Annotated in this window: 27 protein-coding genes and 1 other RNA gene; 12 read left to right on the forward strand and 16 right to left on the reverse strand. The window is 68.5% G+C overall.

Annotation, left to right across the window (positions count from 1 at the left end; genetic code table 11):
• Position 1: 1 nt before the first annotated feature.
• The 4 genes from ASC46_RS02185 to ASC46_RS02200 form a co-directional block, all read right to left on the reverse strand.
• Positions 2 to 577, reverse strand: coding sequence for a VUT family protein (locus tag ASC46_RS02185; protein ID WP_055457643.1), 576 nt, complete (start codon positions 575 to 577; stop codon positions 2 to 4).
• Positions 574 to 1308: a 7-cyano-7-deazaguanine synthase QueC gene (gene queC / locus ASC46_RS02190; RefSeq protein WP_055457644.1), complete on the reverse strand. Its 735-nt coding sequence runs from the start codon at positions 1306 to 1308 to the stop codon at positions 574 to 576. The genes ASC46_RS02185 and queC overlap by 4 nt, the downstream gene beginning before the upstream one ends.
• 8 nt (positions 1309 to 1316) lie before the next feature.
• Positions 1317 to 2261, reverse strand: coding sequence for a ribose-phosphate pyrophosphokinase (locus tag ASC46_RS02195; RefSeq protein ID WP_055457645.1), 945 nt, complete (start codon positions 2259 to 2261; stop codon positions 1317 to 1319).
• A 206-nt stretch (positions 2262 to 2467) separates the two neighbouring features.
• Positions 2468 to 3619, reverse strand: coding sequence for a M24 family metallopeptidase (locus ASC46_RS02200; protein WP_055457646.1), 1152 nt, complete (start codon positions 3617 to 3619; stop codon positions 2468 to 2470).
• A 160-nt stretch (positions 3620 to 3779) separates the two neighbouring features.
• On the opposite strand from ASC46_RS02200, the gene ASC46_RS02205 reads away from it, so the two are divergent.
• The 4 genes from ASC46_RS02205 to ychF all read left to right on the forward strand — a co-directional run bounded on the left by ASC46_RS02205 (position 3780) and on the right by ychF (position 8515).
• Positions 3780 to 5858 (forward strand): mechanosensitive ion channel family protein, encoded by a 2079-nt coding sequence (locus ASC46_RS02205; RefSeq protein WP_157672309.1) that lies wholly within the window; start codon positions 3780 to 3782, stop codon positions 5856 to 5858.
• Between the two features lie 165 nt (positions 5859 to 6023).
• Positions 6024 to 6644 (forward strand): 50S ribosomal protein L25/general stress protein Ctc, encoded by a 621-nt coding sequence (locus ASC46_RS02210; RefSeq protein ID WP_055457648.1) that lies wholly within the window; start codon positions 6024 to 6026, stop codon positions 6642 to 6644.
• A gap of 155 nt (positions 6645 to 6799) precedes the next feature.
• Complete coding sequence (gene pth, locus ASC46_RS02215) at positions 6800 to 7414, forward strand: aminoacyl-tRNA hydrolase (RefSeq protein ID WP_055457649.1); 615 nt, start codon at positions 6800 to 6802, stop codon at positions 7412 to 7414.
• A gap of 3 nt (positions 7415 to 7417) precedes the next feature.
• The gene (ychF, locus tag ASC46_RS02220; RefSeq protein ID WP_055457650.1) at positions 7418 to 8515 is read left to right on the forward strand and encodes a redox-regulated ATPase YchF; all 1098 of its coding nucleotides are present in this window, start codon (positions 7418 to 7420) and stop codon (positions 8513 to 8515) included.
• A 132-nt stretch (positions 8516 to 8647) separates the two neighbouring features.
• Here the strand turns inward: ychF and ASC46_RS02225 are convergent, their stop codons facing one another.
• Positions 8648 to 9301 (reverse strand): TetR/AcrR family transcriptional regulator, encoded by a 654-nt coding sequence (locus ASC46_RS02225; RefSeq protein WP_055457651.1) that lies wholly within the window; start codon positions 9299 to 9301, stop codon positions 8648 to 8650.
• 53 nt (positions 9302 to 9354) lie between these two features.
• Positions 9355 to 9810, reverse strand: a complete 456-nt coding sequence (gene ybgC, locus ASC46_RS02230) for a tol-pal system-associated acyl-CoA thioesterase (RefSeq protein ID WP_055457913.1) — start codon at positions 9808 to 9810, stop codon at positions 9355 to 9357.
• Positions 9811 to 9974: 164 nt separating this feature from the next.
• Between ybgC and ASC46_RS02235 the strand changes: the two genes are divergently transcribed.
• A complete protein-coding gene (locus tag ASC46_RS02235; protein WP_055457914.1) occupies positions 9975 to 10412 on the forward strand; it encodes an EamA family transporter in 438 nt (145 codons plus the stop codon).
• A 3-nt stretch (positions 10413 to 10415) separates the two neighbouring features.
• On the opposite strand, the gene ruvB is transcribed toward ASC46_RS02235, so the two are convergent.
• From ruvB to ASC46_RS02280, 10 genes are all read right to left on the reverse strand, one after another.
• Positions 10416 to 11456 carry a Holliday junction branch migration DNA helicase RuvB gene (ruvB, locus tag ASC46_RS02240; RefSeq protein ID WP_055457652.1) on the reverse strand — a complete coding sequence of 347 codons (1041 nt, stop codon included), beginning with the start codon at positions 11454 to 11456 and terminating at the stop codon, positions 10416 to 10418.
• Between the two features lie 548 nt (positions 11457 to 12004).
• The gene (gene ruvA, locus ASC46_RS02245) at positions 12005 to 12622 is read right to left on the reverse strand and encodes a Holliday junction branch migration protein RuvA (RefSeq protein ID WP_055457653.1); all 618 of its coding nucleotides are present in this window, start codon (positions 12620 to 12622) and stop codon (positions 12005 to 12007) included.
• A 31-nt stretch (positions 12623 to 12653) separates the two neighbouring features.
• The gene (ruvC, locus tag ASC46_RS02250; protein WP_019404024.1) at positions 12654 to 13166 is read right to left on the reverse strand and encodes a crossover junction endodeoxyribonuclease RuvC; all 513 of its coding nucleotides are present in this window, start codon (positions 13164 to 13166) and stop codon (positions 12654 to 12656) included.
• A 42-nt stretch (positions 13167 to 13208) separates the two neighbouring features.
• Positions 13209 to 14165, reverse strand: a complete 957-nt coding sequence (locus ASC46_RS02255) for a DMT family transporter (protein WP_055457654.1) — start codon at positions 14163 to 14165, stop codon at positions 13209 to 13211.
• Between the two features lie 114 nt (positions 14166 to 14279).
• Positions 14280 to 15026 (reverse strand): YebC/PmpR family DNA-binding transcriptional regulator, encoded by a 747-nt coding sequence (locus ASC46_RS02260; protein ID WP_055457655.1) that lies wholly within the window; start codon positions 15024 to 15026, stop codon positions 14280 to 14282.
• A 127-nt stretch (positions 15027 to 15153) separates the two neighbouring features.
• The gene (locus ASC46_RS02265; protein ID WP_055457656.1) at positions 15154 to 15975 is read right to left on the reverse strand and encodes a TIGR00282 family metallophosphoesterase; all 822 of its coding nucleotides are present in this window, start codon (positions 15973 to 15975) and stop codon (positions 15154 to 15156) included.
• A gap of 44 nt (positions 15976 to 16019) precedes the next feature.
• The gene (locus ASC46_RS02270; RefSeq protein ID WP_055457657.1) at positions 16020 to 16616 is read right to left on the reverse strand and encodes a 5-formyltetrahydrofolate cyclo-ligase; all 597 of its coding nucleotides are present in this window, start codon (positions 16614 to 16616) and stop codon (positions 16020 to 16022) included.
• A gap of 33 nt (positions 16617 to 16649) precedes the next feature.
• Positions 16650 to 16806: non-coding RNA, 6S RNA (gene ssrS, locus ASC46_RS20715), on the reverse strand.
• Positions 16807 to 16874: 68 nt separating this feature from the next.
• Positions 16875 to 17255 (reverse strand): cell division protein ZapA, encoded by a 381-nt coding sequence (locus tag ASC46_RS02275; RefSeq protein WP_055457658.1) that lies wholly within the window; start codon positions 17253 to 17255, stop codon positions 16875 to 16877.
• An 18-nt stretch (positions 17256 to 17273) separates the two neighbouring features.
• Positions 17274 to 17543, reverse strand: a complete 270-nt coding sequence (locus tag ASC46_RS02280; protein WP_055457659.1) for a DUF4164 domain-containing protein — start codon at positions 17541 to 17543, stop codon at positions 17274 to 17276.
• A gap of 249 nt (positions 17544 to 17792) precedes the next feature.
• Here ASC46_RS02280 and tkt point away from each other — a divergent pair, with 249 nt between their 5' ends.
• The 7 genes from tkt to ASC46_RS02315 all read left to right on the forward strand — a co-directional run bounded on the left by tkt (position 17793) and on the right by ASC46_RS02315 (position 25606).
• Complete coding sequence (gene tkt, locus ASC46_RS02285; RefSeq protein WP_245280454.1) at positions 17793 to 19727, forward strand: transketolase; 1935 nt, start codon at positions 17793 to 17795, stop codon at positions 19725 to 19727.
• 70 nt (positions 19728 to 19797) lie between these two features.
• A complete protein-coding gene (gene gap, locus ASC46_RS02290; RefSeq protein ID WP_055457661.1) occupies positions 19798 to 20805 on the forward strand; it encodes a type I glyceraldehyde-3-phosphate dehydrogenase in 1008 nt (335 codons plus the stop codon).
• Positions 20806 to 20883: 78 nt separating this feature from the next.
• Positions 20884 to 21339: a hypothetical protein gene (locus ASC46_RS21160; protein ID WP_157672310.1), complete on the forward strand. Its 456-nt coding sequence runs from the start codon at positions 20884 to 20886 to the stop codon at positions 21337 to 21339.
• Positions 21336 to 22559 carry a phosphoglycerate kinase gene (locus ASC46_RS02300; RefSeq protein ID WP_055457662.1) on the forward strand — a complete coding sequence of 408 codons (1224 nt, stop codon included), beginning with the start codon at positions 21336 to 21338 and terminating at the stop codon, positions 22557 to 22559. The genes ASC46_RS21160 and ASC46_RS02300 overlap by 4 nt, the downstream gene beginning before the upstream one ends.
• A gap of 64 nt (positions 22560 to 22623) precedes the next feature.
• Positions 22624 to 23688: a class II fructose-bisphosphate aldolase gene (fba, locus tag ASC46_RS02305; protein WP_055457663.1), complete on the forward strand. Its 1065-nt coding sequence runs from the start codon at positions 22624 to 22626 to the stop codon at positions 23686 to 23688.
• A gap of 230 nt (positions 23689 to 23918) precedes the next feature.
• On the forward strand, positions 23919 to 24575 hold the full coding sequence (locus ASC46_RS02310) for a thiamine phosphate synthase (protein ID WP_055457664.1): 657 nt from the start codon (positions 23919 to 23921) through the stop codon (positions 24573 to 24575).
• Positions 24572 to 25606 carry a tetratricopeptide repeat protein gene (locus ASC46_RS02315; protein ID WP_071924111.1) on the forward strand — a complete coding sequence of 345 codons (1035 nt, stop codon included), beginning with the start codon at positions 24572 to 24574 and terminating at the stop codon, positions 25604 to 25606. Before ASC46_RS02310 ends, ASC46_RS02315 begins: the two co-directional genes overlap by 4 nt.
• The last annotated feature ends 40 nt before the right edge of the window (positions 25607 to 25646 follow it).

Here is a 25646-nt window from a genome sequence, read left to right on the forward strand (position 1 = left end):
ATCACGCCGGCGCGAGGCCGATGCGGGCGTCGCGCTGGCGCAGCCAGTGGATGAAGGGCACGGCGAGAAGCACCATCCATGCCTTGCCGATGACCTGGCCGGCGAAGAAGTCAAGGCTGCCGAAGGCGAGCTGCAGGAAGACGGCGCTGTCGACCACGAGGCCGACGACGCTCGACAGCACGACCGCCGTCACGAAGCGCTTGCGCTGCAGCGGCGTATAGACGGCGAAATCGGCCAGTTCCGACAGGAGGAAGGCCGCGGCAGACGCTATGACTATGGCCTGCGGCGCAAGCAGGGCCGAGAGCGCCGTGCCGACGACGATCGCTCCGAGCGCGGCCTTGGCGCCCAGGCGCCGCTGCACGATGTCGCGCGCGACGAGCGCAAGGCCGATCATCAGCACGCCACTCGGCGCCATGATGCCGGGTGCAACCGGGATGAGGCACGGCCCCTCCGGCACGCAGACCGTGCCGGCATTGCCGATGAGCCAGTTGGCGGCGGGGATGGTGAGGCCGAAGACGAGGAGGGCGAGGATGCCCTCGAACTGTTTCTGCCGGATCTTGTCGGTCGTCGGGTTCATGGTCCGTCGCTGTCTTCCGCGTTGCGCCCGGTGCGCCATTTCGCCCAGCCGGCGGCGCGCAACTCGCAGGCCGGGCAGGTGCCGCAGCCATAGCCCCAGTCGTGGCGGCGCGAGCGCTCGCCAAGGTAGCACGTGTGCGTCTCCTCGACGACGAGGGCGAGGAAATCCGCGCCGCCCAGCCGCTCGGCGAGCGCGAAGGTCTCCGCCTTGTCGCGCCACATCAGCGGCGTGTGCAGCACGAAGCGGCTGTCGGTGCCGAGATTGATGGAGACCTGCATCGCCTTGATTGTGTCGTCGCGGCAGTCAGGATAGCCGGAGTAATCCGTCTCGCACACGCCGAGCACGATGTGGCGCGTCCCGCGCCGATAGGCGAGCGCCGCGGCGAAAGTGAGGAAGATGAGGTTGCGGCCGGGGACGAAGGTCGTCGGCAGGCCGTTCTCGCCCGTCGCGATCGCGACCTCGCGCGTCATCGCCGTGTCGGAGATGGCGCCGAGCGCGGCAAGCGGCACGACATGGTCGCGGCCGAGCCGCTTCTCCCCCATCGCGCCCGGCCGGGCAAGGCGCTCGCGGATCACCCCGCGGCAGGTCAGTTCCACCGCATGGCGCTGGCCGTAGTCGAAGCCGATCGTTTCCACATGGGCGAAGCGTTCAAGCGCCCAGCCGAGGCAGACGGTGGAATCCTGCCCGCCGGAAAAGAGGACGAGGGCCTTGTCGTCGGCGATCTCGGGCATCGCACCGATCAGTCGAACAGGCTGGAGACGCTCGATTCCGTCGCCGTGCGGCCGATGGCCTCGCCGATAAGCGGGGCGATGGTGATGACGCGGATGTTCGGCGCCACCTTCACGGCCTCGGTCGGCTGGATGGAATCGGTGATGACGAGTTGCTTGAGGCGCGAGGACGAGATGCGCGCCACGGCCCCGCCGGAGAGCACGCCATGCGTGCAATAGGCGTAGACCTCGCGCGCGCCCTTGGCGAGCAGCGCGTCGGCGGCGTTGCACAGCGTGCCGCCGGAATCGATGATATCGTCGACGAGAATGCAGGAACGACCCTCGACATTGCCGATGATGTTCATCACCTCCGACTCGCCCGGCCGCTCGCGGCGCTTGTCGACGATGGCAAGCGGTGCGTCGATCCGCTTGGCGAGCGCGCGGGCGCGCACCACGCCGCCGACGTCCGGCGAGACCACCATGACATTGGCGAGGTCCATGTGTTCGCGGATGTCGCGCACCATCACCGGCGCGCCATAGAGGTTGTCGGTCGGGATGTCGAAGAAGCCCTGGATCTGCCCGGCGTGCAGGTCGAGCGTCAGCACACGGTCGGCGCCGGCGCGAGTGATGAGGTTGGCGACGAGCTTGGCCGAGATCGGCGTGCGCGGGCCGGGCTTGCGGTCCTGCCGGGCATAGCCGAAATAGGGCAGCACGGCCGTGATGCGGCGGGCGGAGGAGCGGCGCAGCGCATCGATGATGATGAGCAGCTCCATCAGGTGGTCGTTGGCCGGGAACGAGGTCGACTGGATGACGAAAACATCCTCGCCGCGTACGTTCTCCTGAATCTCGACGAACACCTCCATGTCGGCGAAGCGCTTGACCTGGCAGGTCGCGAGCGGCACCTCGAGATAGTTCGAGATGGCCTCGGCGAGCGGACGGTTCGAATTGCCCGCGACGAGCTTGATCGAGGGTTTCATCCAGCGCGTTCCCGTATGTTGAGCGGAGCTGTGGAACTAGAGCCTGGCCGTCTGCCACGGGTCGCGCTGTCACAACCCGGACATATTGGTCTGCGCGGCTCTTATCAGCGATGGCGCGGGTGAACAATAGCACTTGTGCTGCAGCGCGGCATCTGGATGGCCGGCATGCCCCTCCCCGCTAGTGGCAAGAGGGTTCCAGGCCTTGCTCAACACAGCACGAGATCGAGTGAGGACAGGTTCAGCGCGTCGGGCGCACCCTCCGTCACGAGATAGGTGCGGCCGAGGCACATGGCGGTCCCGCTTTGCGAATCCATCAGGATCATGTGCGCGAACATCACCATGCCCGGCACCAGCGGCCAGTCGTTATCCTCGTAGAACATCGGCCAGTCCATCCACGACGGGGTGAACTTGGCGCCCAGCGAATAGCCGCAGGCGTTGAGGCGGTGGCCGGCGAGCCCCGCCGCGTCCAGTGCCTTGGCATGGGCTGTGAAGACGTCCCCCGCCGTCTTGCCCGGCCGCATAGCCGCCTCGCAGGCGAGCAACGCCTCCTGCGCCGCTCGGTGATAGGTGAGATGCTCGGGCCGCGGGTCGCCGATGACGAGCGTGCGCATGGCCGCGACGTGGTAGTGCCGGTAGACGCCGGCGAATTCGAGCGTCAGCTGGTCGCGCGGATCGAGCACGCGCCGGCCGCTCTTGTAGCGGCACAGCAGGGCCTCGCGTCCGGAGCCGATGATGAACTCGTTGGCGGGATAGTCGCCACCGCCGCGGAAGATCGCCGCGTGCTGGGCGGCGAGGATCTCGCCCTCGTCGGCCCCGGCCCGCGTCAGGGCGATGGCCGCCCGGTCGGCCTCATCCGCGAGCACCGCCGCCCGACGCACATAGGCGAGTTCCTCCTGCGACTTCACCGCCCTCAGGCGCGTGACGACGAGCGAGGCATCCGTGAGCTGCGCAAGGCCATCGAAGGCGGCGTCGAGCCTGCGGCCGTTGGCGGCGACGAGGCCGTAGGATTCGTATTCGACGCCGATGCGTTTGCCGGCGAGGCCCTTCTCGGCCGCGATGGCGCCGAGCTCGCCCGCCGGGTCGGCGTCCCGGCCGTCCCTCCAGATGCGGATGTCCTCGATATTCGACGTCAGCTCCGCCTGCCGCAGATCGGCGGAGCGGGTGAGAAGCACGATGTCGCCGCCGGCCGTAACGAGAAGGCTCTGGAAGAAGCAGAAGCCGAAGGTGTCGTAGCCGGTCAGCCAGTACATCGATTCCTGCTGGAACAGGAGGAGCCCGTCGAGCTTCTCCCGTTCCATCGCGGCAAGCAGGCTTTCCTTGCGGCGGGCGAATTCGGCTGGCGAGAAATGCAGGGCCATGCGGGTTCCTCATGGGTGGACCGGCGGATGCAATCCACTCATCAATGCCAGCTTCGGACCCGCCCCGTCGAGGCCGCACGGCGCTTTCCGCAGTAAGAATTCCTTGTCTTCTGCGCGCTACAGACATCATCCTGAAGCAACTGATGCGTCGGGGACGGGAATGCGTGCAGCGGCAGGGCTCGGATCGGGGTTGATCGCCGGCAACGCCGCCGATGCGCACGCAGGCCCCCTGACCGGCGGCCATGAAGGCTTCATCGACGCGCTGGCCATGCACATCGGCCAGGCGGGGCGCGCCCTATGGGACGTGCTCGTTGCGACGCCACAGATCCCCTCCGCCTTTGCCGACGTGTGGGATGTCATGACGGCCGACGTCCCCGAGGCCGGCACGCTCCTCGCCCACGCCGTCGTCATCGGCGTCGCGGTGCTCTTCGTTCCCACGCTGGTGCGCCGCCTTGCCGGGGGTGCAGAGATTCATGCGGATGACGACGGGCGAGCACGGCTCAAGAAGGCCGTGCGTCGGCTCGTCGTCGATGCGGCCGGCCTCATCGTCATGGTTGCTATCACGGCATTGCTGGCGCGGCTGTTCCTGCGCGGCGACACGCCGGTGCATGGGCTTGCCGTTGCGATCGTCGGGGCGGCCGTGCGCTGGCGGCTGGCCATGCTGCTGCCGCTCACCCTCCTGCGCCCTCAGGAGCCGCAGTTGCGCCTCGTGGCGGTCGGAGAGGACCGGGTGCGCGCCGTACTCGTCGGCGCCGGCGCGACGCTCGCCATCCTTCTTGTCTTCTACACGCTCATGCCGGTCTTCGTCCGCGCCGGCATCGCGCGCCCGCCGGCACAGGCCCTTGGCGTGATCGTCGGCACGCTCGCCGCCACAGCCGCAGGCATGACGCTCGCTCGTTTCTTCGCGCACGCCGCCGAGGCGCCGCGTGCCGTCGTCATTGCCGCCGGTGCAATCGTCGTCCTCGTCTGGGTGGCGTGGATCTACGGCATCGTCGCGCTCGACTTCGACCTCTATCACGCCGCTGCCTTCTCGGCGCTGCTCGCCCTTGTCGTGGCGACGCTCGACCGCTTCCTCGCCTATGCCATCGCCTGCTGCCGCCCGCAGGAGGCTCCGGAGACGACCGAAGCCGAGGAGCCCTCGGCCGAGCTCGCCCTCGTGGCGGATGCGGAGGCCGCGGATGCAGCCGTGCCTGACCCCGGGTCGCCATATCTCCTGCAGATCCTGATCACGGCGCGCCGCATCGTGATCGCTGTTGCCATAACTGCCCTCGCGACCTTCTTCGTCCGGCTCTGGGTGGTCGAGATCCTCGCGCTCGTCAGCCAGGAACTCTGGTACGCCTGGCGCGAGGCGCTCCTGACGGCGGTCGGCATTCTCGTCGTCGGCTACATCTTGTTCGAGCTGCTGCGCGGCTGGGCACGCCTCAAGTTCGCCCCGCGGACGCACGGATCGGCGGACGATCACGACGCCGCCGGCCTGCCGCGGCCGGCGGGGCGGCTCGCCTCGGTCCTGCCGCTGCTCGAAGGCTTCGTCGGCGCGCTCATCGTCGCCACCGCCATCCTCGTCGCCCTGTCGCATCTCGGCGTCAACATCGGCCCGATCCTCGCCGGCGCCGGCATCTTCGGCCTCGCCTTCAGCTTCGGCTCGCAGGCGCTGGTGCGCGATATCGTCTCCGGCATCTTCTATCTTGCAGACGACGCCTTCCGCGTCGGCGAATACATCCAGGCCGGCAGCCACAAGGGCATGGTCGAGCGCATCTCGGTGCGCTCGCTGCGCATCCGCCACCAGAACGGGCAGTTCCACACCATTCCCTACGGCCAGCTCGGCGCCGTGACCAACTTCAGCCGCGACTGGGCGACGGTGAAGTTCAACCTGCGCCTCGCCCGCGATGCCGACGTGGAACAGGCGCGAAAGATCGCCAAGAAGATCGGCCAGGACCTCCTGACCCACGAGGAATATGGCAAGGATTTCATCGGCCCCGTGAAGATGCAGGGCGTCGCCGACGTGCAGGAGAACGCCCTCGTCTGCCGCTTCAAGTTCACCGTCAAGCCGGGCCGGCAGGCCCTCATCCAGCGCGAGGCCGTCAAGCGCCTGTTCAAGGGCTTCACCGACGCCGGCATCCGCTTCGCCTCCAATGCGGTCGTCGTGCAGGGCGGCGACGGCCGGAGCGACGCCTCCGCCGCCGCGGCAGCCGACCTGTCGCGCCATCTGGCCGAGGAGCGGGCGCAGGCGCAGGGCTGACGCCCGGCCACGCAGCGTTGCAAAATCGAGGACTTGCTGCTAAAGGCAACGCGCGCCCGCCAGACACCCCTGGAGGCACGGGTGCGCCACACATGTTCTGTTGAACGTGAATGGCCGTGCGCGAGCACGGCCGTTTCTGTTCCGTGACCACAAAGGATCGAAGCCATGTCCGCTGTCAAGCAGCTCAAGGCCTCGGCTCGCGAGCGGGTCGGCAAGGGGGCCGCCCGTGCCGTTCGCCGTCAGGGCCGTGTTCCCGCAGTCATCTACGGTCTCGGCGAAGCGCCGCAGCCGATCGCGCTCGACTTCAACGAGACGAAGCGCCTGATCTTCTCCGGCGGTTTCCTCACCACTGTTTTCGAGATCGACGTCGACGGCAGCAAGACCCGCGCCATTCCGCGCGACTTTCAGCTCGATCCGGTGAAGGACACGCCCCTCCACGTCGACTTCCTGCGCGTGACGCGCGATGCCACCGTCAACGTCGAGGTGCCTGTGCACTTCCTGAACCAGGAAGCTTCGCCCGGCCTCAAGCGTGGCGGCACGCTCAACGTCGTACGCCACACGGTCGAGCTCATCGTGCCGGTCGATGCCATCCCCGATGCGATCGACATCGACCTCACGGGCCGGGAGATCGGCGATTCCATTCATATCTCGGCCGTCAAGCTGCCGGCCGGCGTCACCCCCGTGATCCAGGACCGCGACTTCACCATCGCGACCGTGGTCGCGCCGTCCAAGCTCGTCGCCGAGACGGCCGAGGAAGCTGCTGCCGGCGAGACCGAAGAGAAGTAATTTTCCCCAAGAGCGGGGCGGGCCTCTTCGTCCGCCCTGTCTGCCTCTCCCTGGGCACCGCCCGAGGATCGAGCCCGGTGCATGCTGGCCGCACTGGCCGGCCGCGCCGGGTTTCGGGAGCACCATGTGCTTCCTTCCGTTCACGGGGCTTCGCCATGCTGCTGTTCGTCGGGCTCGGCAATCCGGGCGCGCGCTATGCGCACAATCGGCACAACATCGGCTTCATGGCCGTCGACGAGATCGCCCGCCGGCACAATGCCGGCCCGTGGCGCCGTCGCTTCCAGAGCGAGGTGGCGGAGGCCGTCGTCGGCGGCGAACGCCTCCTGCTCATGAAGCCCCAGACCTACATGAACGAATCGGGCCGTGCGGTTGGCGAGGCGCAGCGCTTCTTCAAGGTCGCCCTCGCGGATATCGTCGTCTTCCACGACGAGCTCGACCTTGCACCGGCCAGGCTGCGCATCAAGACGGGCGGCGGCATCGCCGGGCACAACGGCCTGCGGTCGATTTCCGCCCACGTCGGCAACGACTATCGCCGGGTGCGCCTGGGCATCGGTCACCCCGGCGACAAGGCGCTCGTGCACACCTATGTGCTCAGCGATTTCGCCAAGGCGGAGGAGCCCTGGGTCGAGGATCTCACGGGCGCGGTGGCAGAGTTTGCGGCGCTCCTTGCCAGGGGCGAGGACGCCAGTTTCCAGAACAAGGTGCATCTGGCCATGGATGCGCGGGGTTGGGGCGACGTGAAGCGCCCGGGCGAACGCGCCGGAGGATAGGTGATGGGTTTCAAGTGCGGCATCGTCGGCCTGCCGAACGTAGGCAAGTCGACGCTCTTCAACGCGCTCACGCAGACGGCGGCGGCCCAGGCGGCCAACTATCCCTTCTGCACCATCGAGCCGAATGTTGGCGAGGTCGCGGTCCCGGACCCGCGCCTCACGACACTCGCCGGGATCGCAGGCTCGGCGCAGATCATCCCGACGCGGCTCACCTTCGTCGACATCGCCGGCCTGGTGCGCGGCGCCTCGAAGGGCGAGGGCCTCGGCAACCAGTTCCTCGCCAACATCCGGGAGGTTGACGCCATCGCCCATGTGGTACGCTGCTTCGAGGACGGCGACGTCACACACGTCGAGGGCAAGATCGACCCCATCGCCGACATCGAAACCATCGAGACCGAGCTTATGCTCGCCGATCTCGACAGCCTCGAAAAGCGCGTCACCGCCCTCGAGAAGAAGGCCCGCGGCGGCGACAAGGAGGCGAAGGAATCCCTCGACCTCATCTCGCGCGCCCTCACCCTGCTGCGCGCCGGCAAGCCGGCCCGGCTCGTCGAGCGCAAACCGGAGGAGGAGCGCGCCTTCGGCATGCTCGGCCTGCTGACGTCGAAGCCCGTCCTCTATGTATGCAATGTCGATGAGGGCTCGGCCCGCAATGGCAACGCATTCTCCGCCCGCGTCTTCGCGCGCGCCGCGGAGGAAGGGGCCAAGGCCGTCGTCGTCTCGGCCAAGATCGAGAGCGAGATCGCCGTGCTACCGGCCGAGGAGCAGGCGGACTATCTCGCCGCCATCGACCTCGAGGAGCCCGGCCTCAACCGCGTGATCCGCGCCGGCTACGAATTGCTCGGCCTCATCACCTATTTCACGGTAGGGCCCAAGGAGGCGCGCGCCTGGACCATCACCCGCGGCACGCGGGCACCGCAGGCCGCCGGCGTCATCCATACCGACTTCGAGAAGGGCTTCATCCGCGCCGAAACCATCGCCTATGCCGACTATGTGGCGCTGAAGGGCGAGGCCGGGGCGCGCGATGCCGGCAAGCTGCGCCTTGAAGGCAAGGACTATCAGGTCGCCGACGGCGATGTTCTGCACTTCCGCTTCGCGACCTGAGGTTTTGGTCGGACGAATGGCGAACCGCCAGTGCCACGCGCAACCATTGGCCGGGCGCAGGCGGAGCAGCCCGGGTGCCGACGCAAGAACCTCATGAGCATCCGGGACCGGCAGCCACTTTCCCCTCGCCTGCTATCGATCGGTCTCCACCGGGGCGCCGATGCCGAGCCCCTGAAGGTAAACGAGCATCCCCGCCTCCAGTAGTTCCTCGGGCGTCATGGGCAGCGCGCGCCGTCCGGCGTCACCGCGAGCGAACAGGGACGCGATACCGTGCGACATTGCCCAGATATGCAGGGCCATCATCAGGGCCGGCGGCCGCTTGCCGGCAGGCACGGTGGCGACGAGCGCGTCCGCCGCATTGCGCAGCACCAGGAAGGCCCGCTCGGCGGCGAGCCTCAGCTCCGGGCTGGTATCGAGCGAGACGCCGGCCTCGAACATGGCGGAATAATAGGCCGGCTCGTTGCGGGCAAAGGCGAGATAGGCCTTGCCGAGACGCTCGAAGGCCGTGCCCGGATCGGGCGCCCCGCTCGCCCAAGCGGCCGCGAGTTCGCCCTCGAACTGGCTGAAGCCGCGCAGCGCCACATCGGCGAGCAGTTCTTCCCGATCCCGGAAATGGCGATAGGGCGCAGCGGGACTCACGCCGGCCCAGCGCGCCGCCTCGGCAAAGGTGAAGCCGGCCGGTCCCTTCTCGGCGATGAGCTCGAGAGCGGCACGGACGAGCGTTTCCTTCAAATTCCCGTGATGATAGCCCCGGGAGCCATCCGATCCGCCGCGTTTCCAGCTCATGTGAAAAGGTCTTACATGCCTTTAAGGGCGCTGTCGATGCAATGGCTCGGCGCCTATGCCTCGCCGCCGAGAATCCTGCGCAGATGGCCCGGAATGCGCGCCGGCCGGCCGCCGGCGATGGCCGCCACGCGCACGTCGGCCGTAACGATGACTTCGTCACCACGGAGGATGCGCTGGGCGATGACGAGCGAGGCGCCACGCACCTCGTCGGTGCGCGTCTCGACCGTCAGGACGTCGTCCATGCGCGCCGGCAGGATATAGTCAATCGTCATGCGTCGCACCGCGAAGATGAGGCCTTCGCCATCGGCATGCAGATCCGACTGGGCAACGCCGGCGAGGCGCAGGAAGTCCGTGCGCCCGCGCTCCAGGAAGCGCAGGTAGTTCGCGTGATAGACGATGCCGGAGAAATCGGTGTCCTCGTAATAGACACGCACCGGCAGGATATGGGTGCGCCCCTCGAGCACGCCGGCAAGATGCGGCCAGTGCCGGCCCGCTGTGTCAATCGTCATCACATCGTCCCTTTGCCCGTCCATCTCGTCCTTTCCATCGGCCGCTTCTCCCGCCGCACTGACCTACACATACCGGTCGTCGATTTCCATCCCCTGCCACCGGCGGAAGCCTGTGCTATCGTCGCAGCGATCCGGCCGTCGGCCGCCACATGACCGGTCCCTCGATGAAGTCCCTCATCAACAGCTGGCAACTCTGGGCTTTTCTGTCCGCCACCTTCGCGGCCCTGACGGCGGTCCTCGCCAAGGTGGGCGTGGAAGAGATCAATTCCGATTACGCGACGCTGGTGCGCACGCTCGTCATCCTCGCCGCCGCGGCGGCCATCGTCGCAGCGACCGGGCAGTGGCAGTCGCCCGTGTCGGTGCCTGGCAGGAGCTATCTCTTCCTCGTCCTCTCCGGCCTTGCGACGGCAGCCTCCTGGCTGTGCTACTTCCGTGCCCTGAAGCTGGGCGACGCCTCGCGCGTCGCACCCATCGACAAGCTCAGCGTCGTCCTCGTCGCCGTCTTCGCCGCCCTCTTCCTCAACGAGCGGCTGGCCTCGATCAACTGGCTTGGCATCGTCCTCATCACGGCCGGCGTCGTTCTCGTCGCCTACAAGCCCTGAGCCTCAGGCCTCGTCGTCGCCGCCGAACAGGCCGAACTGCACTGTCTCGCGCTGCGGCTCCTCGAGGCCGAGGTGGCGGAAGGCGTGCGGGGTCAGGATGCGCCCGCGCGGCGTGCGCTGCACGAAGCCCTTCTGGATGAGGAAGGGCTCGATGATCTCCTCGATGGCGTCGCGCGGCTCCGACAAGGCTGCGGCGATCGTCTCGATGCCCACCGGCCCGCCGCCGAAGGAGAGCGCGATGGTCGAGAGATAGCGCCGGTCCATCAGGTCGAGCCCGGCGCCGTCGACCTCGAGCAGTTGCAGCGCCTTGTCGGCGATGGCGCGGGTGACCGTGTCGGCCCCGTCGACCACCGCGAAATCGCGCACCCGGCGCAGGAGGCGCCCGGCGATGCGCGGCGTGCCGCGGGCCCGGCGGGCGATCTCGTTGGCACCGTCGTCGCTCATGCCGATGCCGATGACCCGCGCGCCCCGCTTCACGATGAGCTCGAGTTCCTCCACCGTATAGAACTGCAGACGGATGGGGATGCCAAAACGGTCGCGCAGCGGGGTGGTGAGCAGGCCCTGGCGCGTGGTCGCGCCGACGAGCGTGAACTTCGGCAGGTCGATCTTGACCGAGCGCGCCGCCGGCCCCTCACCGATGATGAGGTCGAGCTGGTAGTCCTCCATCGCCGGATAGAGGATCTCCTCCACCGCCGGGTTGAGGCGGTGGATCTCGTCGATGAAGAGCACGTCGCGCTCGTCGAGATTGGTGAGCTGGGCGGCAAGGTCCCCCGCCTTGGCGATGACCGGCCCGGACGTGGAGCGGAAGTTGACGCCGAGCTCGCGGGCCACGATCTGCGCGAGCGTCGTCTTGCCGAGGCCGGGCGGGCCGACGAAGAGCACGTGGTCGAGCGCATCGCCCCGCGTCTTCGCCGCCTCGATGAAGACCGAGAGATTGGCCCGCGCCTGCGCCTGGCCGATGAACTCGCCGAGCGCGAGTGGTCTCAGCGACTGATCGGGGTCGTCGCCCCGCCGTTCGGCGGAGACCAGGCGCTGAGACGTCATTGTATGCCTCCCCAGCGCATCGGAGCGGCCGCGACCGCACGGTCGATGCCGCGCCGGTCCCTCGCCCTCCGAGCCGCCCCGATGCTGCTCCTGCAAGTCATTCGTCGTTCCCTGCGTCGGCCCCGCTCCCAGACGAGCCTATACCCCGGCCGTGACGCCGGCCAAACGGGTCGGATCGTCCGCTGCCGCCCCTCGTCACGCAACTGTTCCCTAAGGGGATGGTCATGCCCTCTCATCGCATCTCGAGTCGATATGTCCCGCTTGCGGCATTCCTGATCACCGCTGCGATCCCGGTGGCTGCCGAAGGCCGCCCCCCCACGACGTCCGAACAATGCGCTCCGTTCCGCAGCGGCGCGTGCAAGCCGCTCGCACAGCCCTTCACCGACTTTTCACCTGAATGGCAACCCGCGCCCCCACCGCCGCCCGACCTGCTCTACGCGCCCGGCAAGAAGGCGGGATCGCTTCCCTCTCGTGAGGACCTGCCGGCCGCCATGCGCCGGCCACCGGAGAGGAAAAGCCGCTGAGACCCGTCGCGCCCAAGCCGCCCGTCATCGCGCCAGCTCCTTCAGGCCGAGGCGGATGAGGGTGGCGGTCTGCGCCTCCTCTCCCGCCGCTTTGAGGGCCGCGGCAACGGCCGCCGCCGCCTGCGGCTGCCCGTAGCCCAGATTGACCAGAGCCGAGACGGCATCGGCCACGGGCGCCGGCGCATCGCCGTCCGTCACTGCCCCGGAAAGGCGGATGACCGCCGGATCGACCGCCCCGAACACCGGCGCCTTGTCCTTCAACTCGGCAACGAGGCGGGCGGCGAGCTTCGGCCCGACGCCAGGCGCGCGTGCGATCGCGGCCTTGTCGCCCATGCCGACGGCCGAGGCGAGAGCGCCAGGGTCGAGCACCGAGAGGATGCCGAGCGCAACGCGCGACCCTACACCCTGAACCGTCTGCAAGAGGCGGAACCATTCCCGCTCCGCGTCGCTGCGGAAGCCGTAGAGGCGGATCATGTCCTCGCGCACGATGGTCTCGATGGCGAGGGTCGCCGCCTCGCCGGCCGGCGGCAGGTTCTGCAGCGTGCGCGAGGAACAGTGCACCAGATAGCCGACGCCGTGCACGTCGAGGATGACGTGGTCCTCGCCGTAACTGTCGACGACACCCTTGAGCTTGCCGATCATGCCCGCACCCGCCTGTCGAATCGTGCCGTCATCATAGGGCAAGAGCCTTGCGCAGCGCCCGTGCCTGCCGGTGCTGGGCGTGGGTGATGGCGACCGCGAGCGCATCGGCCGCATCCGCCGTCGTCGCCACTGCCTTCGGCAGCAGCACCTTGATCATTGCCGCGATCTGGCGCTTCTCGGCATGGCCGACGCCCGTGACGGTCTTCTTGACGAGATTGGCCGCATATTCGGCGACGTCGAGGCCGGCGAGCGCCGGCACCAGCAGCGCCACGGCGCGCGCATGGCCGAGCTTCAGCGTCGCCTGCGCATCCTTGTTGACGAAGGTCTCTTCCACCGCCACCTCGTCCGGCCCGTGATCGCGCACGATGGCCGTGAGCCCGTCGTGCAATTCGCGCAGCCGCTCGGCGAGCGGCAATTCGCCGTTGGAGGTCACGCAGCCGCAGGCGACGAAGGACAGGCGCGTGCCGGCAATGTCGACGACGCCCCAGCCCATCTTGCGCAGGCCGGGGTCGATACCGAGGATGCGAATCGCGTCAACGCCCATGCCTTCGGCTTTAGCCGAACAAAGGGCGAACGGCCAGCCTCTTTACCCGCGTCGCCTGCCGACGCCCGCCAGTGCCCCGACGGCGCCGCTCGCGAAGAGGAAGCCAGCGGTGACGAGCACGAGGGCGCCGATGGCGAGCGGGGTGAGACGCTCGCCGAGGAGCAGCATGCCGCCGAAGGAGGACATGGCCGGCACGAGTGCCGAGAAGGCCGCGGCCACCGTGACGCCGAGGCGGCGCACGGCGAGCGAATAGGCCGCGATGCCGACGACGCCGGACAGGACGCCCTGCCACAGCACCTGCATTGCGAGTTCCTGCCAGGGAGCGGTGAGGAAGCCGCTGTCGCCGGACAGATACCAGATCGGCAGGAGCAGCAGGAAGGACCAGGCGTTGAGCACGGCGGCCGCCTGCCAGCCGGTCAGCCCACTCTGCCGGATGCCGAAGGTGTAGACCGCCCACAGCGCGCCACCGCAGACGAAAAGCAGGTCGCCACGCCAGCTGCCGGCGGCGTCGCCGAGGCTCGGTCCGATGATGGCTGCGACACCGGCGAGGATGAGGGCAAAGCCGACGAGATGGACGCGGGTCGCCCGCTCGCCGAACCACAGCGCGCCGAGGAGCATGACGAACATCGGCACGGTGGTCGGCATGATGGCGCCCATGTGGGCGACCGGGGCCAGGCGCGCGCCGGCCATCGCAACGAGCCCGAACGGCAGGCCGGCGCCAGCCACCATGGCGGCGATCGTCCAGGGATTGGCCTTGCGGGGCAGGAGGCCGTTGCGCAGCAAAACCGGCGCCAGCAGTAGAGACGCCACGCCGTAGCGCAGGAAGGCGAGATCGAACGGCGTCAGGCTGGTCGAGGCGCTGTGGCGCGTGGCGATCTGCCAGCCGGCCCAGATGGAGATCGCGGTGAGCGCGGCGAGGATGCCGAGGAGCCGCCCGTCACGCACGGGGGTGCGCGCCGCCGCGTTAGCATCGACCGCGCCCTCGGTATGCACCGCCATCCACGCCTCCGGAACGCCGCTGTAACAAGTGGCGCATCCATAGCCGCTGGTCGGGCGGCGCACATCGTCGCGCGGCGGGCAGCAGCCGTGCGCCGGGCGCACGGCCGCGCCCGATCAGGCGCTCAGCTTCGCCAGGAGGCTGTCGGAGATCTCGAAATTGGCGAAGACGTTCTGCACGTCGTCGTGTTCCTCGAGCGTGCCGATGAGGCGCATCAGCTTCTCGCCCGTCTCGTCGTCGACGGCGATGGTGTTCTGCGGCTTCCACACGAGCTTGGAGGCCGTCGGCTCGCCGAACTTCTCCTCGAGCGCCTTGGAGACCTCGTTGAGCGCACCCTGCTCGCAATAGACCTCGTGGCTCTCCTCGCCCGAGACCACGTCGTCGGCGCCGGCGTCGATGGCCGCTTCCAGCATGTCGTCGGCGGAAGCCACCGAGGCGGCGAAGGCGACATAGCCGACGCGATCGAACATAAAGGAGACGGCGCCCGTCTCGGCGAGGTTGCCGCCACTCTTGGTGAAGTAGGAGCGCACGTCCGAGGCGGTGCGGTTGCGGTTGTCGGTCATCGCCTCGACGATGACGGCGACGCCGCCCGGCCCGTAGCCCTCGTAGCGGATTTCCTCGTAGTTCTCGCTGTCGCCACCGCTCGCCTTCTTGATGGCGCGCTCGATGTTGTCCTTCGGCATGTTCTCCGCGCGCGCCGCCAAGATGGCCGCGCGCAGGCGCGGGTTCATGGCTGGATCGGGCAGGCCGAGCTTGGCGGCGACGGTGATCTCGCGCGCCAGCTTGGAAAAGAGCTTCGACCGCATGGCGTCCTGCTTGCCCTTGCGGTGCATGATATTCTTGAACTGCGAATGTCCGGCCATCGGTCCTCCGGCGGATGCGGGGCACCACGGGCCGCTCCCGGCCGCCCTGAGGTCGTCCCCGTCTGGAATGAGTGGGCGCCTTATAAGCCGCCTGTCGCCGAAAATAAAGGAAGCGGCGCAGCCGTGGCTATTCCCAGAAATCCGGCCCGCTCGGCGCAAGATGTGGCCCGATGCGCACATGTGCCACGCGGTGGGCAAGGCCGGTCGCATCGTCAGTCTCGACGGCGATACCGGCAAGCGTGCCCTCGCCACTCGCGGCCTCCAGCCGGCTGCCCGGCGTCTTCTCGAGGAAGCGGCGGATCGGCTCGTCCTTCTGCATGCCAAGGATGGAATCGTAGTCGCCGCACATGCCGGCGTCCGAGAGATAGCCCGTGCCCCCGGGCAGGACGCGCCCGTCGGCGGTCGGCACGTGGGTATGCGTGCCGACGACAAGGCTGGCGCGCCCGTCGACGAAGGCCGCGAGCCCCTGCTTCTCGCTCGTCGCTTCGGCATGCATGTCGATGACGACCGCGTCGCACGCCGCACCCAGGGGGCAGGCTTCCAGTTCCTGCGCCACGACGGTGAAGGGATCGTCGAGCGGATCCATGAAAAGCCGACCCATCACGTTCATCACGAGGACGCGCGCGCCATTGCGGGCCTCGACGACGGTGGCGCCGCGGCCGGGCGTGCCGCGCGGATAGTTGGCGGGGCGCAGGAGACGCGGCTGGCGCTCGATGAAGACGAGCGCCTCGCGCTGATCGAAGGAATGGTTGCCGAGGGTGATGACGTCGGCACCGGCCGCGAGCACCTCATCGCAGATCGCCTCGGTGATGCCGAAACCGCCGGCCGCGTTCTCACCGTTGATGACGACGAGGTCGAGGCTCCAGCGCTCGCGCAGGCGCGGCAGCCGCTCCACGACGGCCGTGCGCCCCGGACGGCCGACGATATCTCCGAGGAAGAGAAGGCGCATGTGAACTCCCCGATTGCGCGCGGGATGCGGATTCCATGCGGCACTCAGGCCGCCTGCGGGCGAATGACTTCGCTTTGCGTGACGACGACGTCAAGCCGCTGGTCGTGATTTTCTGCCGGCACGCTCGCGACCTCCTGGCAGGCGAGCGCCAGACCGATCGTCGTCAACGCCCCGGCTGCCGAGAGCCGGGCTATCGCCCCGTCGTAGTGGCCCTTGCCGTAGCCGATGCGATGACCAGCCCTGTCGAAGGCCGCGAGCGGCACGAGGAGGACGCGCGGCGTCACCTCCGCAGCCGTCTCCGGCGGGCCCAGGGTGCCGAAACCGGCGGGTACCAGCGGCTGCCATGGTTGCCATGCCCGGAAGAGCAGCCCTTGCGGCGAGCATACCGGCAGGGCAAGCGTGCCCCCCCGGTCGGCCAGGATCTCCAGGATGGGGCGAGGATCGATCTCGCTGCGCAGCGGCCAGTAGCCTGCCACAGGGCCCGTCAAGGGGCAGGTGAGTTCCGGCAGGGTCAGCGCGTTGTCGCGCAGGGCCTCGGCCGCCTCCAGCATCGTGTCGACGTCGAGCGCCGCCTCATCCCGCCGGGCAAGGGCGGCCCGGCGCAGCTCTTCCTTGGAGGGGGAACCGGAAAGGGCGTGCACGCGTCGACTGGCCTCGCCGGCGGATGAAGACAGTGCGGAGCCACGATGGCCGTTGGAGGATCGATCCCGGGAAACCTACAACGTAGGTGGGCGCCGTGTCGCCGAGTCCACGGACAAGGCAAGGAACAGCTCCCGTTAGGATCGATAAGGCCCCGGGGATATGTTCTCCTGACGCACCCCGCAGCACCGCGCGGCAAACATAGGCCGGCGTCGGAAAGATTGCTAGAGGCCCGCGTGCTCTGCCGAAAGCCGCCTCGTTCAACCCGGCTGGCTCGGCTGCGCCGGGGGCGTCAGCGACTTCGTCACGCGCTCGACGCGCTCGGCGAGCGTCGAGACGGCCTCCGCAAGCCGCTCCTCGATCGCACCTATCCGCTCGTCGCCCGCGCCCACGGCGTCCTTCAGCGTGGCGACCTCATTCTCCAGCCGCGCCAGGGCCCGCTTCGCCTCGCTCAGCTCGTCAGCGATGGTGAGCGCGGCCATGACATGCAGGCGCATGTCGCCGATCTCGCCGAAGGCCGTGCGCATTTCCTCGATGCGCCCGTCGAGCGTGGCGGCAAGCCCCTCGATATGCGCCTCCTCGCCCTCCCCGCAGGCCATGCGGTAGAGACGCCCGGCGATGGTGACGGAAACCTGCGGCATTACCCTTACCTCTTGGCTTCAAGGCTGGCTTTCGGCCCCCATGACCGTTCTGACCGCCCCCATGGCACGCTCGACCCGCCGCGACACGTCATCCGCCGCCGCCTCCAGGCGCTCCAGCCGGGCGAGCGCCCCGTCGAGTTCAACGGCGAGCCGCGCCCTGTCGTCCTGCATCAGCGACAGCTCGGTCTCGAGGTCGCCGCGCCGCTGTTCCAGCTCGAGCCGCCGTGCTGCCGCGCGCTCGAGCCCCGAGACGGCCGCCTCCAGCCGCTCGAGAGCTGCATTGAGCATTGCCTGCGATCGCGCCATGATCTCACCCGATGACTGTCGGCGGCGCGGGGAATCGCATGCCGGCCGTCGTTCCATTGACTCGCAAAGATGACCTGCTATCAAGCCCGCGCCCCCCCGCGGCTGTGCCGGCCCACGTCGGAAGCGGCGTCGAACGCGCAGTCAGACCCTGGTTTCGAGCGTACCGGAAACGATCCAGTGACTTCTCCTGTCGAGCACGCCCGCCTTGCCAATGCCATCCGCGCCCTCAGCATGGACGCCGTGGAACAGGCCAAATCCGGCCATCCCGGCCTGCCCATGGGGGCGGCAGACATCGCCACCGTCCTCTTCTCGCGCTTCCTGAAGTTCGACGCGGCCGATCCGCGCTGGCCCGACCGCGACCGCTTCGTCCTGTCGGCCGGTCACGGTTCGATGCTCATCTACTCGCTGCTGCACCTCACCGGCAACACGGATGTGACGCTCGACGAGATCAAGCGCTTCCGCCAGCTCGGCTCCAAGACGCCGGGCCATCCCGAGAACTTCATCACCTCCGGTGTCGAGACGACCACCGGCCCCCTCGGCCAGGGGATTGCCACAGCAGTCGGCATGGCACTCGGCGAGCGCATGCTCAACGCCCAGTTCGGCGACGACCTTGTCGATCACTATACCTATGTGCTCGCCTCCGACGGCGACCTCATGGAGGGCGTCAGCCAGGAGGCCATCGCGCTCGCCGGCCACCTCAGGCTCAACCGCCTCATCGTCCTCTTCGACGACAACGGCATCTCGATCGACGGGCCGCTGTCGCTCGCCGATTCCGTCGACCAGCTGAAGCGCTTCGAGGCGGCCGGCTGGGCAACGATCCGCGTTGACGGGCATGACCCGCAGGCCATCGCCGATGCGATCTCTGCCGCCCGCAACAGCGAATACCCTACGCTCATCGCCTGCCGCACCACCATCGGCTATGGCGCTCCGAACAAGGCCGGCACCTCCAAGGCACACGGCGAACCGCTCGGCGCCGAGGAACTCGGCGGGGCCAAGCAGCGCCTCGGTTGGCAATACGGCGCCTTCGAGATCCCCGAGGACATCCGCTCCGCCTGGCTCGCCATCGGCGAGCGCGGCCGCGCGACACGCGAAGCCTGGCAGGCCCGCCTCGCCGCCATGGACACCGAACTGCGTGAGGAATTCTCCCGCCGCATCACCGGCACGCCGCTCGCCGGCCTCGACGAGGCCGTCGCACGGCTGAAGCGGGAACTCGTGGAGACGGCCCCGACGCTCGCCACCCGCAAGGCGAGTGAGACAGCTCTTGCGGTTCTGACGGAAGCGGTGCCCGAACTGGTCCTTGGCTCCGCCGACCTGACCCCCTCCAACAACACGCGCACCAAGAACCTCGCCGCGGTCAGTGCCGGCAATTACGGCGGCCGCTACATCCACTACGGCATCCGCGAACACGGCATGGCCGCGGCCATGAACGGGCTTTCGCTGCACGGCGGCTTCATCCCGGCCGGCGGTACCTTCCTCGTTTTCGCCGATTATGCGCGCCCGGCGATGCGCCTCGCCGCCCTCATGGGCACGCAGGCCATCTACGTCATGACGCACGATTCGATCGGCCTCGGCGAGGATGGGCCGACGCACCAGCCGGTCGAGCACCTCGCGAGCCTGCGCGCCATGCCCAACATGCGCGTCTTCCGCCCGGCCGATGCCGTCGAGACGCTGGAGTGCTGGCAGCTGGCGCTCGAGCGGCGCGACGGCCCGACGGTCCTCGCGCTGACGCGCCAGAACCTCCCGGCCCAGCGCACGGCCTTCACGGACTGGAACATGTGCGCCACCGGCGCTTACGAACTCGCCGCCGCCGAGGGCGAGGCCGTCGTCAGCCTCTTCGCCTCGGGCTCCGAAGTCGAGATCGCCGTCGCCGCCCAGTCGCTGCTCGCCGAGCGCGGCATCGCCGCCCGCGTCGTCTCCGTGCCGTCGCTCGATCTCTTCCTCGCCCAGCCCGAGGATGTGCGCCGCGACGTCATCGGCAATGCGCGGATCAAGGTCGCCGTCGAGGCCGCCGTCCGCTTCGGGTGGGATGCGGTGATCGGCCCCGACGGCATCTTCGTCGGCATGTCGGGCTTCGGCGCCAGCGCCCCGTACAAGGAGCTGTACAAGCATTTCGGCATCACGGCCGAGGCCGTCGTCGAGCACGTCCTTGCCAGGCACACCGCCTGAGCAGGCACGCTTCGCCTCAGTTTCGCCGAACGCGCCGTGTCTCACGGCAACAGATCGAGGGAGTGATACCATGACGGTTCGGGTAGCCATCAACGGTTTCGGACGCATCGGCCGCAACATCCTGCGTGCCATCATCGAGAGCGGGCGCAAGGATATCGAGGTCGTCGCCATCAACGACCTCGGGCCAGTGGAGACCAACGCCCACCTGCTGCGCTTCGATTCGGTTCACGGCCGCTTTCCGGCCGAGGTTAAGGTCGATGGCGACACGATCGACGTGGGCCGCGGCCCCATCAAGGTCACCGCCATCCGCAATCCGGCCGAGCTGCCGCACAAGGACCTCGGCGTCGACATCGCCCTCGAGTGCACGGGCATCTTCACCTCGAAGGACAAGGCAAGGGCCCATCTCGACGCCGGCGCCCGGCGCGTGCTCGTCTCGGCCCCGGCCGACGGCGCGGACCTCACGGTCGTCTACGGCGTTAACCATGACAAGCTGGCGAAGGACCATCTCGTCGTCTCCAACGCGTCCTGCACCACGAACTGCCTCGCGCCGGTGGCGAAAGTGCTCAACGATGCCGTCGGCATCGAGAAAGGCTTCATGACCACGGTGCACGCCTACACGGGCGACCAGCCGACGCTCGACACCATGCACAAGGACCTCTACCGCGCCCGCGCTGCGGCCCTCAGCATGATCCCGACCTCGACCGGTGCCGCCAAGGCCGTCGGCCTCGTGCTGCCCGAGCTCAACGGCAAGCTCGACGGTGTCTCCATCCGCGTGCCGACGCCGAACGTCTCGGTCATCGACTTCAAGTTCATCGCCCGCAAGGCGACGACCAAGGACGAGGTCAACGAGGCCATCAAGCGCGCCGCCGCGCAGGAGCTGAAAGGCATCCTCAACTTCACGGCGAGCCCCAACGTCTCGGTCGACTTCAACCACGACAGCCACTCCTCCACCTTCGCCCTCGACCAGACGAAGGTGATGGAAGGCACGCTCGTGCGCGTCATGTCCTGGTACGACAACGAGTGGGGCTTCTCCAACCGCATGGCCGACACGGCCGTTGCAATGGGCAAGCTGGCCTGAAATGCATCGGGACGCGGACCCAAGCTCCGCGTCCCGCGTTACTTGAGGGGTTCGGCGGGGGGCGAGCTGGAGACCGCAATGAGCGACACAGGTGGCCAACGCATCGAACCCTTTCTGCCTCAATCAGCCCCTGATGCCGAGCCGGCCGCGCCCCCTGCCGAGCCAGCCCCTGCGCCAGCCCCGCCCCCGGCTGCTCCCCCCGCACCCGTCGAGGACCCGCCGGCGCCCCCCGCCACCCCGAGCGCCCGCTCCCTGGCGGAGCAGCTCGCCCGCATCGAGGAAAAGGCGGCACGGCTCGAGGAGAAGCACGCCCGCAGTGAGGCGCTGATGCTGCGGCTCGACGACAAGGTGCAGGCGACCTCGAACCTCTCTGGCGAACTCGCCCGCCAGAGCGACCTTGCCGCGCTGCACGATCGCGTCGCCCGGCTGCCGGGCTATTCCGCCCTCATCGTCGCGGCGGTCATCGCGGCGGTACTCGCCGCGAGCTTCACCGTCGCCCTCATCAAATTCCTGCCCGGAGGCATTGGATTATGAGCCATGGGACATCGAGCCCTGGAACCCGGAGCTTTCGCACGCTCGATGAAGCGCAGGTGAAGGGCAGGCGCGTCCTGTTGCGCGTCGACCTCAACGTGCCGATGGAGAATGGCCGCGTGAGCGACGCCACCCGCATCGAGCGGGTCGTGCCAACCATTCGCGAGATCGCCGACAACGGCGGCCGCGTGGTGCTGCTCGCCCATTTCGGCCGCCCGAAGGGCAAGCCCGAGCCCAAGGACAGCCTTCGCCCGGTCGCGGCCGCGGTCGCCGAGCACATCGGCCGGCCGGTGGCCTTCGCCGAGGACTGCATCGGCGAGGCGGCGACCGAGGCCGTCGACGCCCTGAAGGATGGCGATATCGTCCTTCTCGAGAACACCCGCTTCCACGCGGGCGAGGAGAAGAACGACACTGATTTCGTGAAGGCGCTCGCCGCCAACGGCGATCTTTACGTCAACGACGCCTTCTCCGCTGCCCACCGGGCGCACGCCTCCACCGAAGGGCTCGCCCATGTGCTGCCGGCCTATGCCGGACGCACGATGCAAGCCGAACTCGAGGCCCTGGCCAAGGCGCTGGAAGCACCGAAGCGACCCGTCGTCGCCATCGTCGGCGGCGCCAAGGTATCGTCGAAGATCGACCTCCTGGAGAATCTCGTCACCAAGGTCGATGCTCTCGTCATCGGCGGCGGCATGGCCAATACCTTCCTGCACGCCCAGGGTGTCGCCGTGGGCAAGTCGCTGGCCGAGAAGGATCTGGCGACGACGGCCTTGAAGATCATGGAGAAGGCGTCGGCGCACAACTGCGCCATCATCCTGCCGGTCGATGCGGTGGTGGCCTGGCATTTCGAGGCCAACGCCCCTTCGCAAGCCTATGGCCTCGACGCCATCCCAGAGGATGGCATGATCCTCGACATCGGCCCGCAGTCGATTGAGCGCGTACGCGCCGCCATCGACGATGCTGCGACCCTTGTGTGGAACGGCCCGCTCGGCGCCTTCGAACTGACACCTTTCGACGCCGGCACGGTCGCAGCCGCTCGCTATGCGGCGGAGCGCACAGCGGGCGGCAAGCTCGTGTCGGTGGCCGGCGGCGGCGATACGGTCGCAGCGCTGAATCACGCGGGCGTCGCGGAAGCCTTTTCCTATGTCTCGACGGCGGGGGGCGCCTTCCTCGAGTGGATGGAAGGCAAGGCCCTGCCCGGTGTCGAGGCCTTGCGCGCCGGCTGAGGCCCGGCAACCATAACGAGGCGGGCAACCAACGCCCGCCCGGCCAGTCTAGCGGAGAAGTACAGTGGCTCGCATCACCCTGCGTCAGTTGCTCGACCACGCTGCCGAATACGGCTACGGCGTGCCGGCCTTCAACATCAACAACATGGAGCAGGGCCTCGCCATCATGGCGGCGGCCGATGCCGTCGATGCGCCCGTCATCATCCAGGCGAGTCGCGGCGCCCGCCAGTATGCCAACGACGTGGTGCTCGCCCGCCTCATCGACGCGCTCGTCGAGCTCTACCCGCACATCCCCGTGTGCATGCATCTCGACCACGGCAACAACGAAGCAACCTGCGTCACCGCCATGCAGCACGGCTTCACCTCCGTGATGATGGACGGCTCGCTGAAGGAGGACGGCAAGACGCCGGCCGACTGGGACTACAACGTCGGCATCACCCGCCGGGTGACCGAGATGGCCCATTACGGCGGCGTCTCGGTGGAGGGCGAGCTCGGCGTGCTCGGCTCGCTCGAAACGGGCATGGGCGACAAGGAGGACGGCCACGGCGCCGAGGGCAAGCTCAGCCACGACCAGCTGCTGACGAACCCGGACGAGGCGGTGAAGTTCGTCAAGGAGACTCAGGTCGATGCGCTCGCCATCGCCATGGGCACCTCGCACGGCGCCTACAAGTTCACGCGCAAGCCGGATGGGGCTATCCTCGCCATGCACGTGATCGAGGAGATCCACCGCCGCCTGCCCGAGACGCACCTCGTCATGCACGGCTCCTCCTCCGTGCCGCAGGAACTGCAGGACATCATCAACAAGTACGGCGGCAAGATGCCCCAGACCTGGGGCGTGCCGGTGGAAGAGATCCAGCGCGGCATCAAGCACGGCGTGCGCAAGATCAACATCGACACCGACAACCGCATGGCGATGACCGGCCAGATCCGCCGCATCCTCACCGAGAACCCGGGCGAGTTCGACCCGCGCAAATATCTGAAGCCGGCGATGGAGGCGATGACCAAGCTCTGCAAGGAGCGCCTCGAGCAGTTCGGCACGGCGGGCCAGGCCGGCAGGATCAAGCCCGTCTCCCTGTCCGAGATGGCCAAGCGCTACCGCTCCGGCGAGCTCGCCCCGAAGATCGCCTGATCCATGCCCGGCCGGTTCCCGGACCGGAGCAGGACGCGAGGGTCGCCGCACGGCGGCCCTCGGTGTTTCAAAAACAGGTTTCCACTTTCAGGCACGGCGCTCTAGAGTCCTTCCCCGCGACCTCGCGCTGCCGGCAGCCGGCGCGGACGACGCCGCCTTGGAGCCGATGCCGGTCGATTGTCCTGCAATCGGACCGGCATGGCTCTCGTTACTCGGGTACCTCAACGGCCATGTCCGACTTCACGCCCCGTCTCTATCTCGTCTCGCCCCTCGTGACCGATGTCGAGGCCTTCGCGCCACAGCTCGAAGCGGCCTGCAGGGTCGGCGACATCGCGGCCGTGCTGCTGCGGCTCGCCACGAACGACGAGCGGACGGCCATCAAGCAGGTGAAGGCGCTCGCGCCCATCGCCCAGAACGAGGGCGCCGCTGTCGTCGTCTCGGGCGCCCCTGTCATCGCCATGCGCGGCGGGGCGGACGGCGTTCACATCGCGGGCACCGGCTCGCCCGCCGAGGTCGAGGCGGCCCGCGAGGCGCTCGAGGCCATGAAACCGGATCGTATCGTCGGTATCGGTGGGTTGCGCAGCAAGCATGATGCCATGGTCGCCGGCGAGATGGACATCGATTACGTCATGTTCGGCGAGCCGCTGCCCAATGCCACCCTGCCCCCCTTCGCGCAGGTGATGGAGCGTGCGGCCTGGTGGGCGGAGATCTTTGCCGTGCCTTGCGTCGCCTTCGCGCCGGCGCTCGAGGACGTAACGCCGCTCGCGGAGACAGGGGTCGAGTTCGTCGCGGTGGGCGATGCGGTCTGGTCCGCGCCCGAGGGGCCGGCCAAGGCCGTGGCTTGCGCGCTCGGGGCGCTCGCCTCCGCCGAGGTGCCGCAGCGATGAGGTTGCGCCTGGCGGTCGCTCTTGCCGCGCTCCTCCTCCCCACCGCTGCCATCGCGCAGCCGGCCGCATCGCCAACGTTGCCCGCTCCTGCGGAAGGCGCAGCGCCGGCCGAGGCCGGACGCGCTCCCCAGCTGCCGACACCGCAGAGCACCCCCCTCATTCCGACGCTGCCGAGCGACCGCACGGATCTCGCCTATGGCGCCTACCAGCGCGGGCTTTATGTCTCGGCCCTGAAATATGCGACGGCGCGTGTGGAAGCCAATCGCAACGACACGGCCGCCATGACACTGCTCGGCGAGCTCTATGCGCAAGGCCTTGCCGTGCCGCAGGACTTCGCGGAGGCCGCCTCCTGGTACCGGCTTGCCCACGAAAAAGGCGATGCCAACGCCACTTTCGCCCTCGCCATGCTGGCCATGGATGGACTGGGGCTCCCGAAGAACCGGGCGCAGGCCGAGACGCTGCTCGAACAGGCTGCCGCCAAGGGCCACCCGGTCGCATCCTACAACCTCGCCCTGCTGCTGCTGCCGCGTCGCACCGAAGGCGGCGACGAACGGGCCGTCGCCCTGCTCGAGCGGGCGGCGCAGGCCGAGATCGCCGATGCCCAATATGCGCTCGCGGTACTCTATCGCGAAGGCAGAGGCGTGCCCGTCGACCGCATCAGGATGGCCAACTGGCTGGCGCGCGCGGCCGACAACGGCAACCTGCCGGCCCAGGTGGAATATGCCATCGCGCTTTTCAACGGCGATGGCACCGCGCGCAGCGAGGAAGAGGCGGCGCGCTGGTTCGAGCGAGCGGCTTGGCGCGGCAATCCCATCGCCCAGAACCGCCTGGCGCGCATCCTCGCTGCCGGTCGCGGCCGCCCGACGGACCTGGTCGAGGCCGCCGCTTGGCACATGCTGGCCGCGCAGGCGGGCCTCGCGGACAGCTGGCTCGACGATACCCTCAAGACCCTCACCGATGCGCAGCGCAAGGCTGCCGCCGACACCGCCCGTGAACGGGCCGAACGCCTCGAATTCGGCATCGGCCCTTGACCCCGCCGCGCAGCGAGGGCAAACCCGCCGCCCGGCCGCC

It is taken from the genome of Chelatococcus sambhunathii (assembly GCF_001418005.1).
Taxonomy (GTDB): Bacteria; Pseudomonadota; Alphaproteobacteria; order Rhizobiales; family Beijerinckiaceae; genus Chelatococcus_A; species Chelatococcus_A sambhunathii.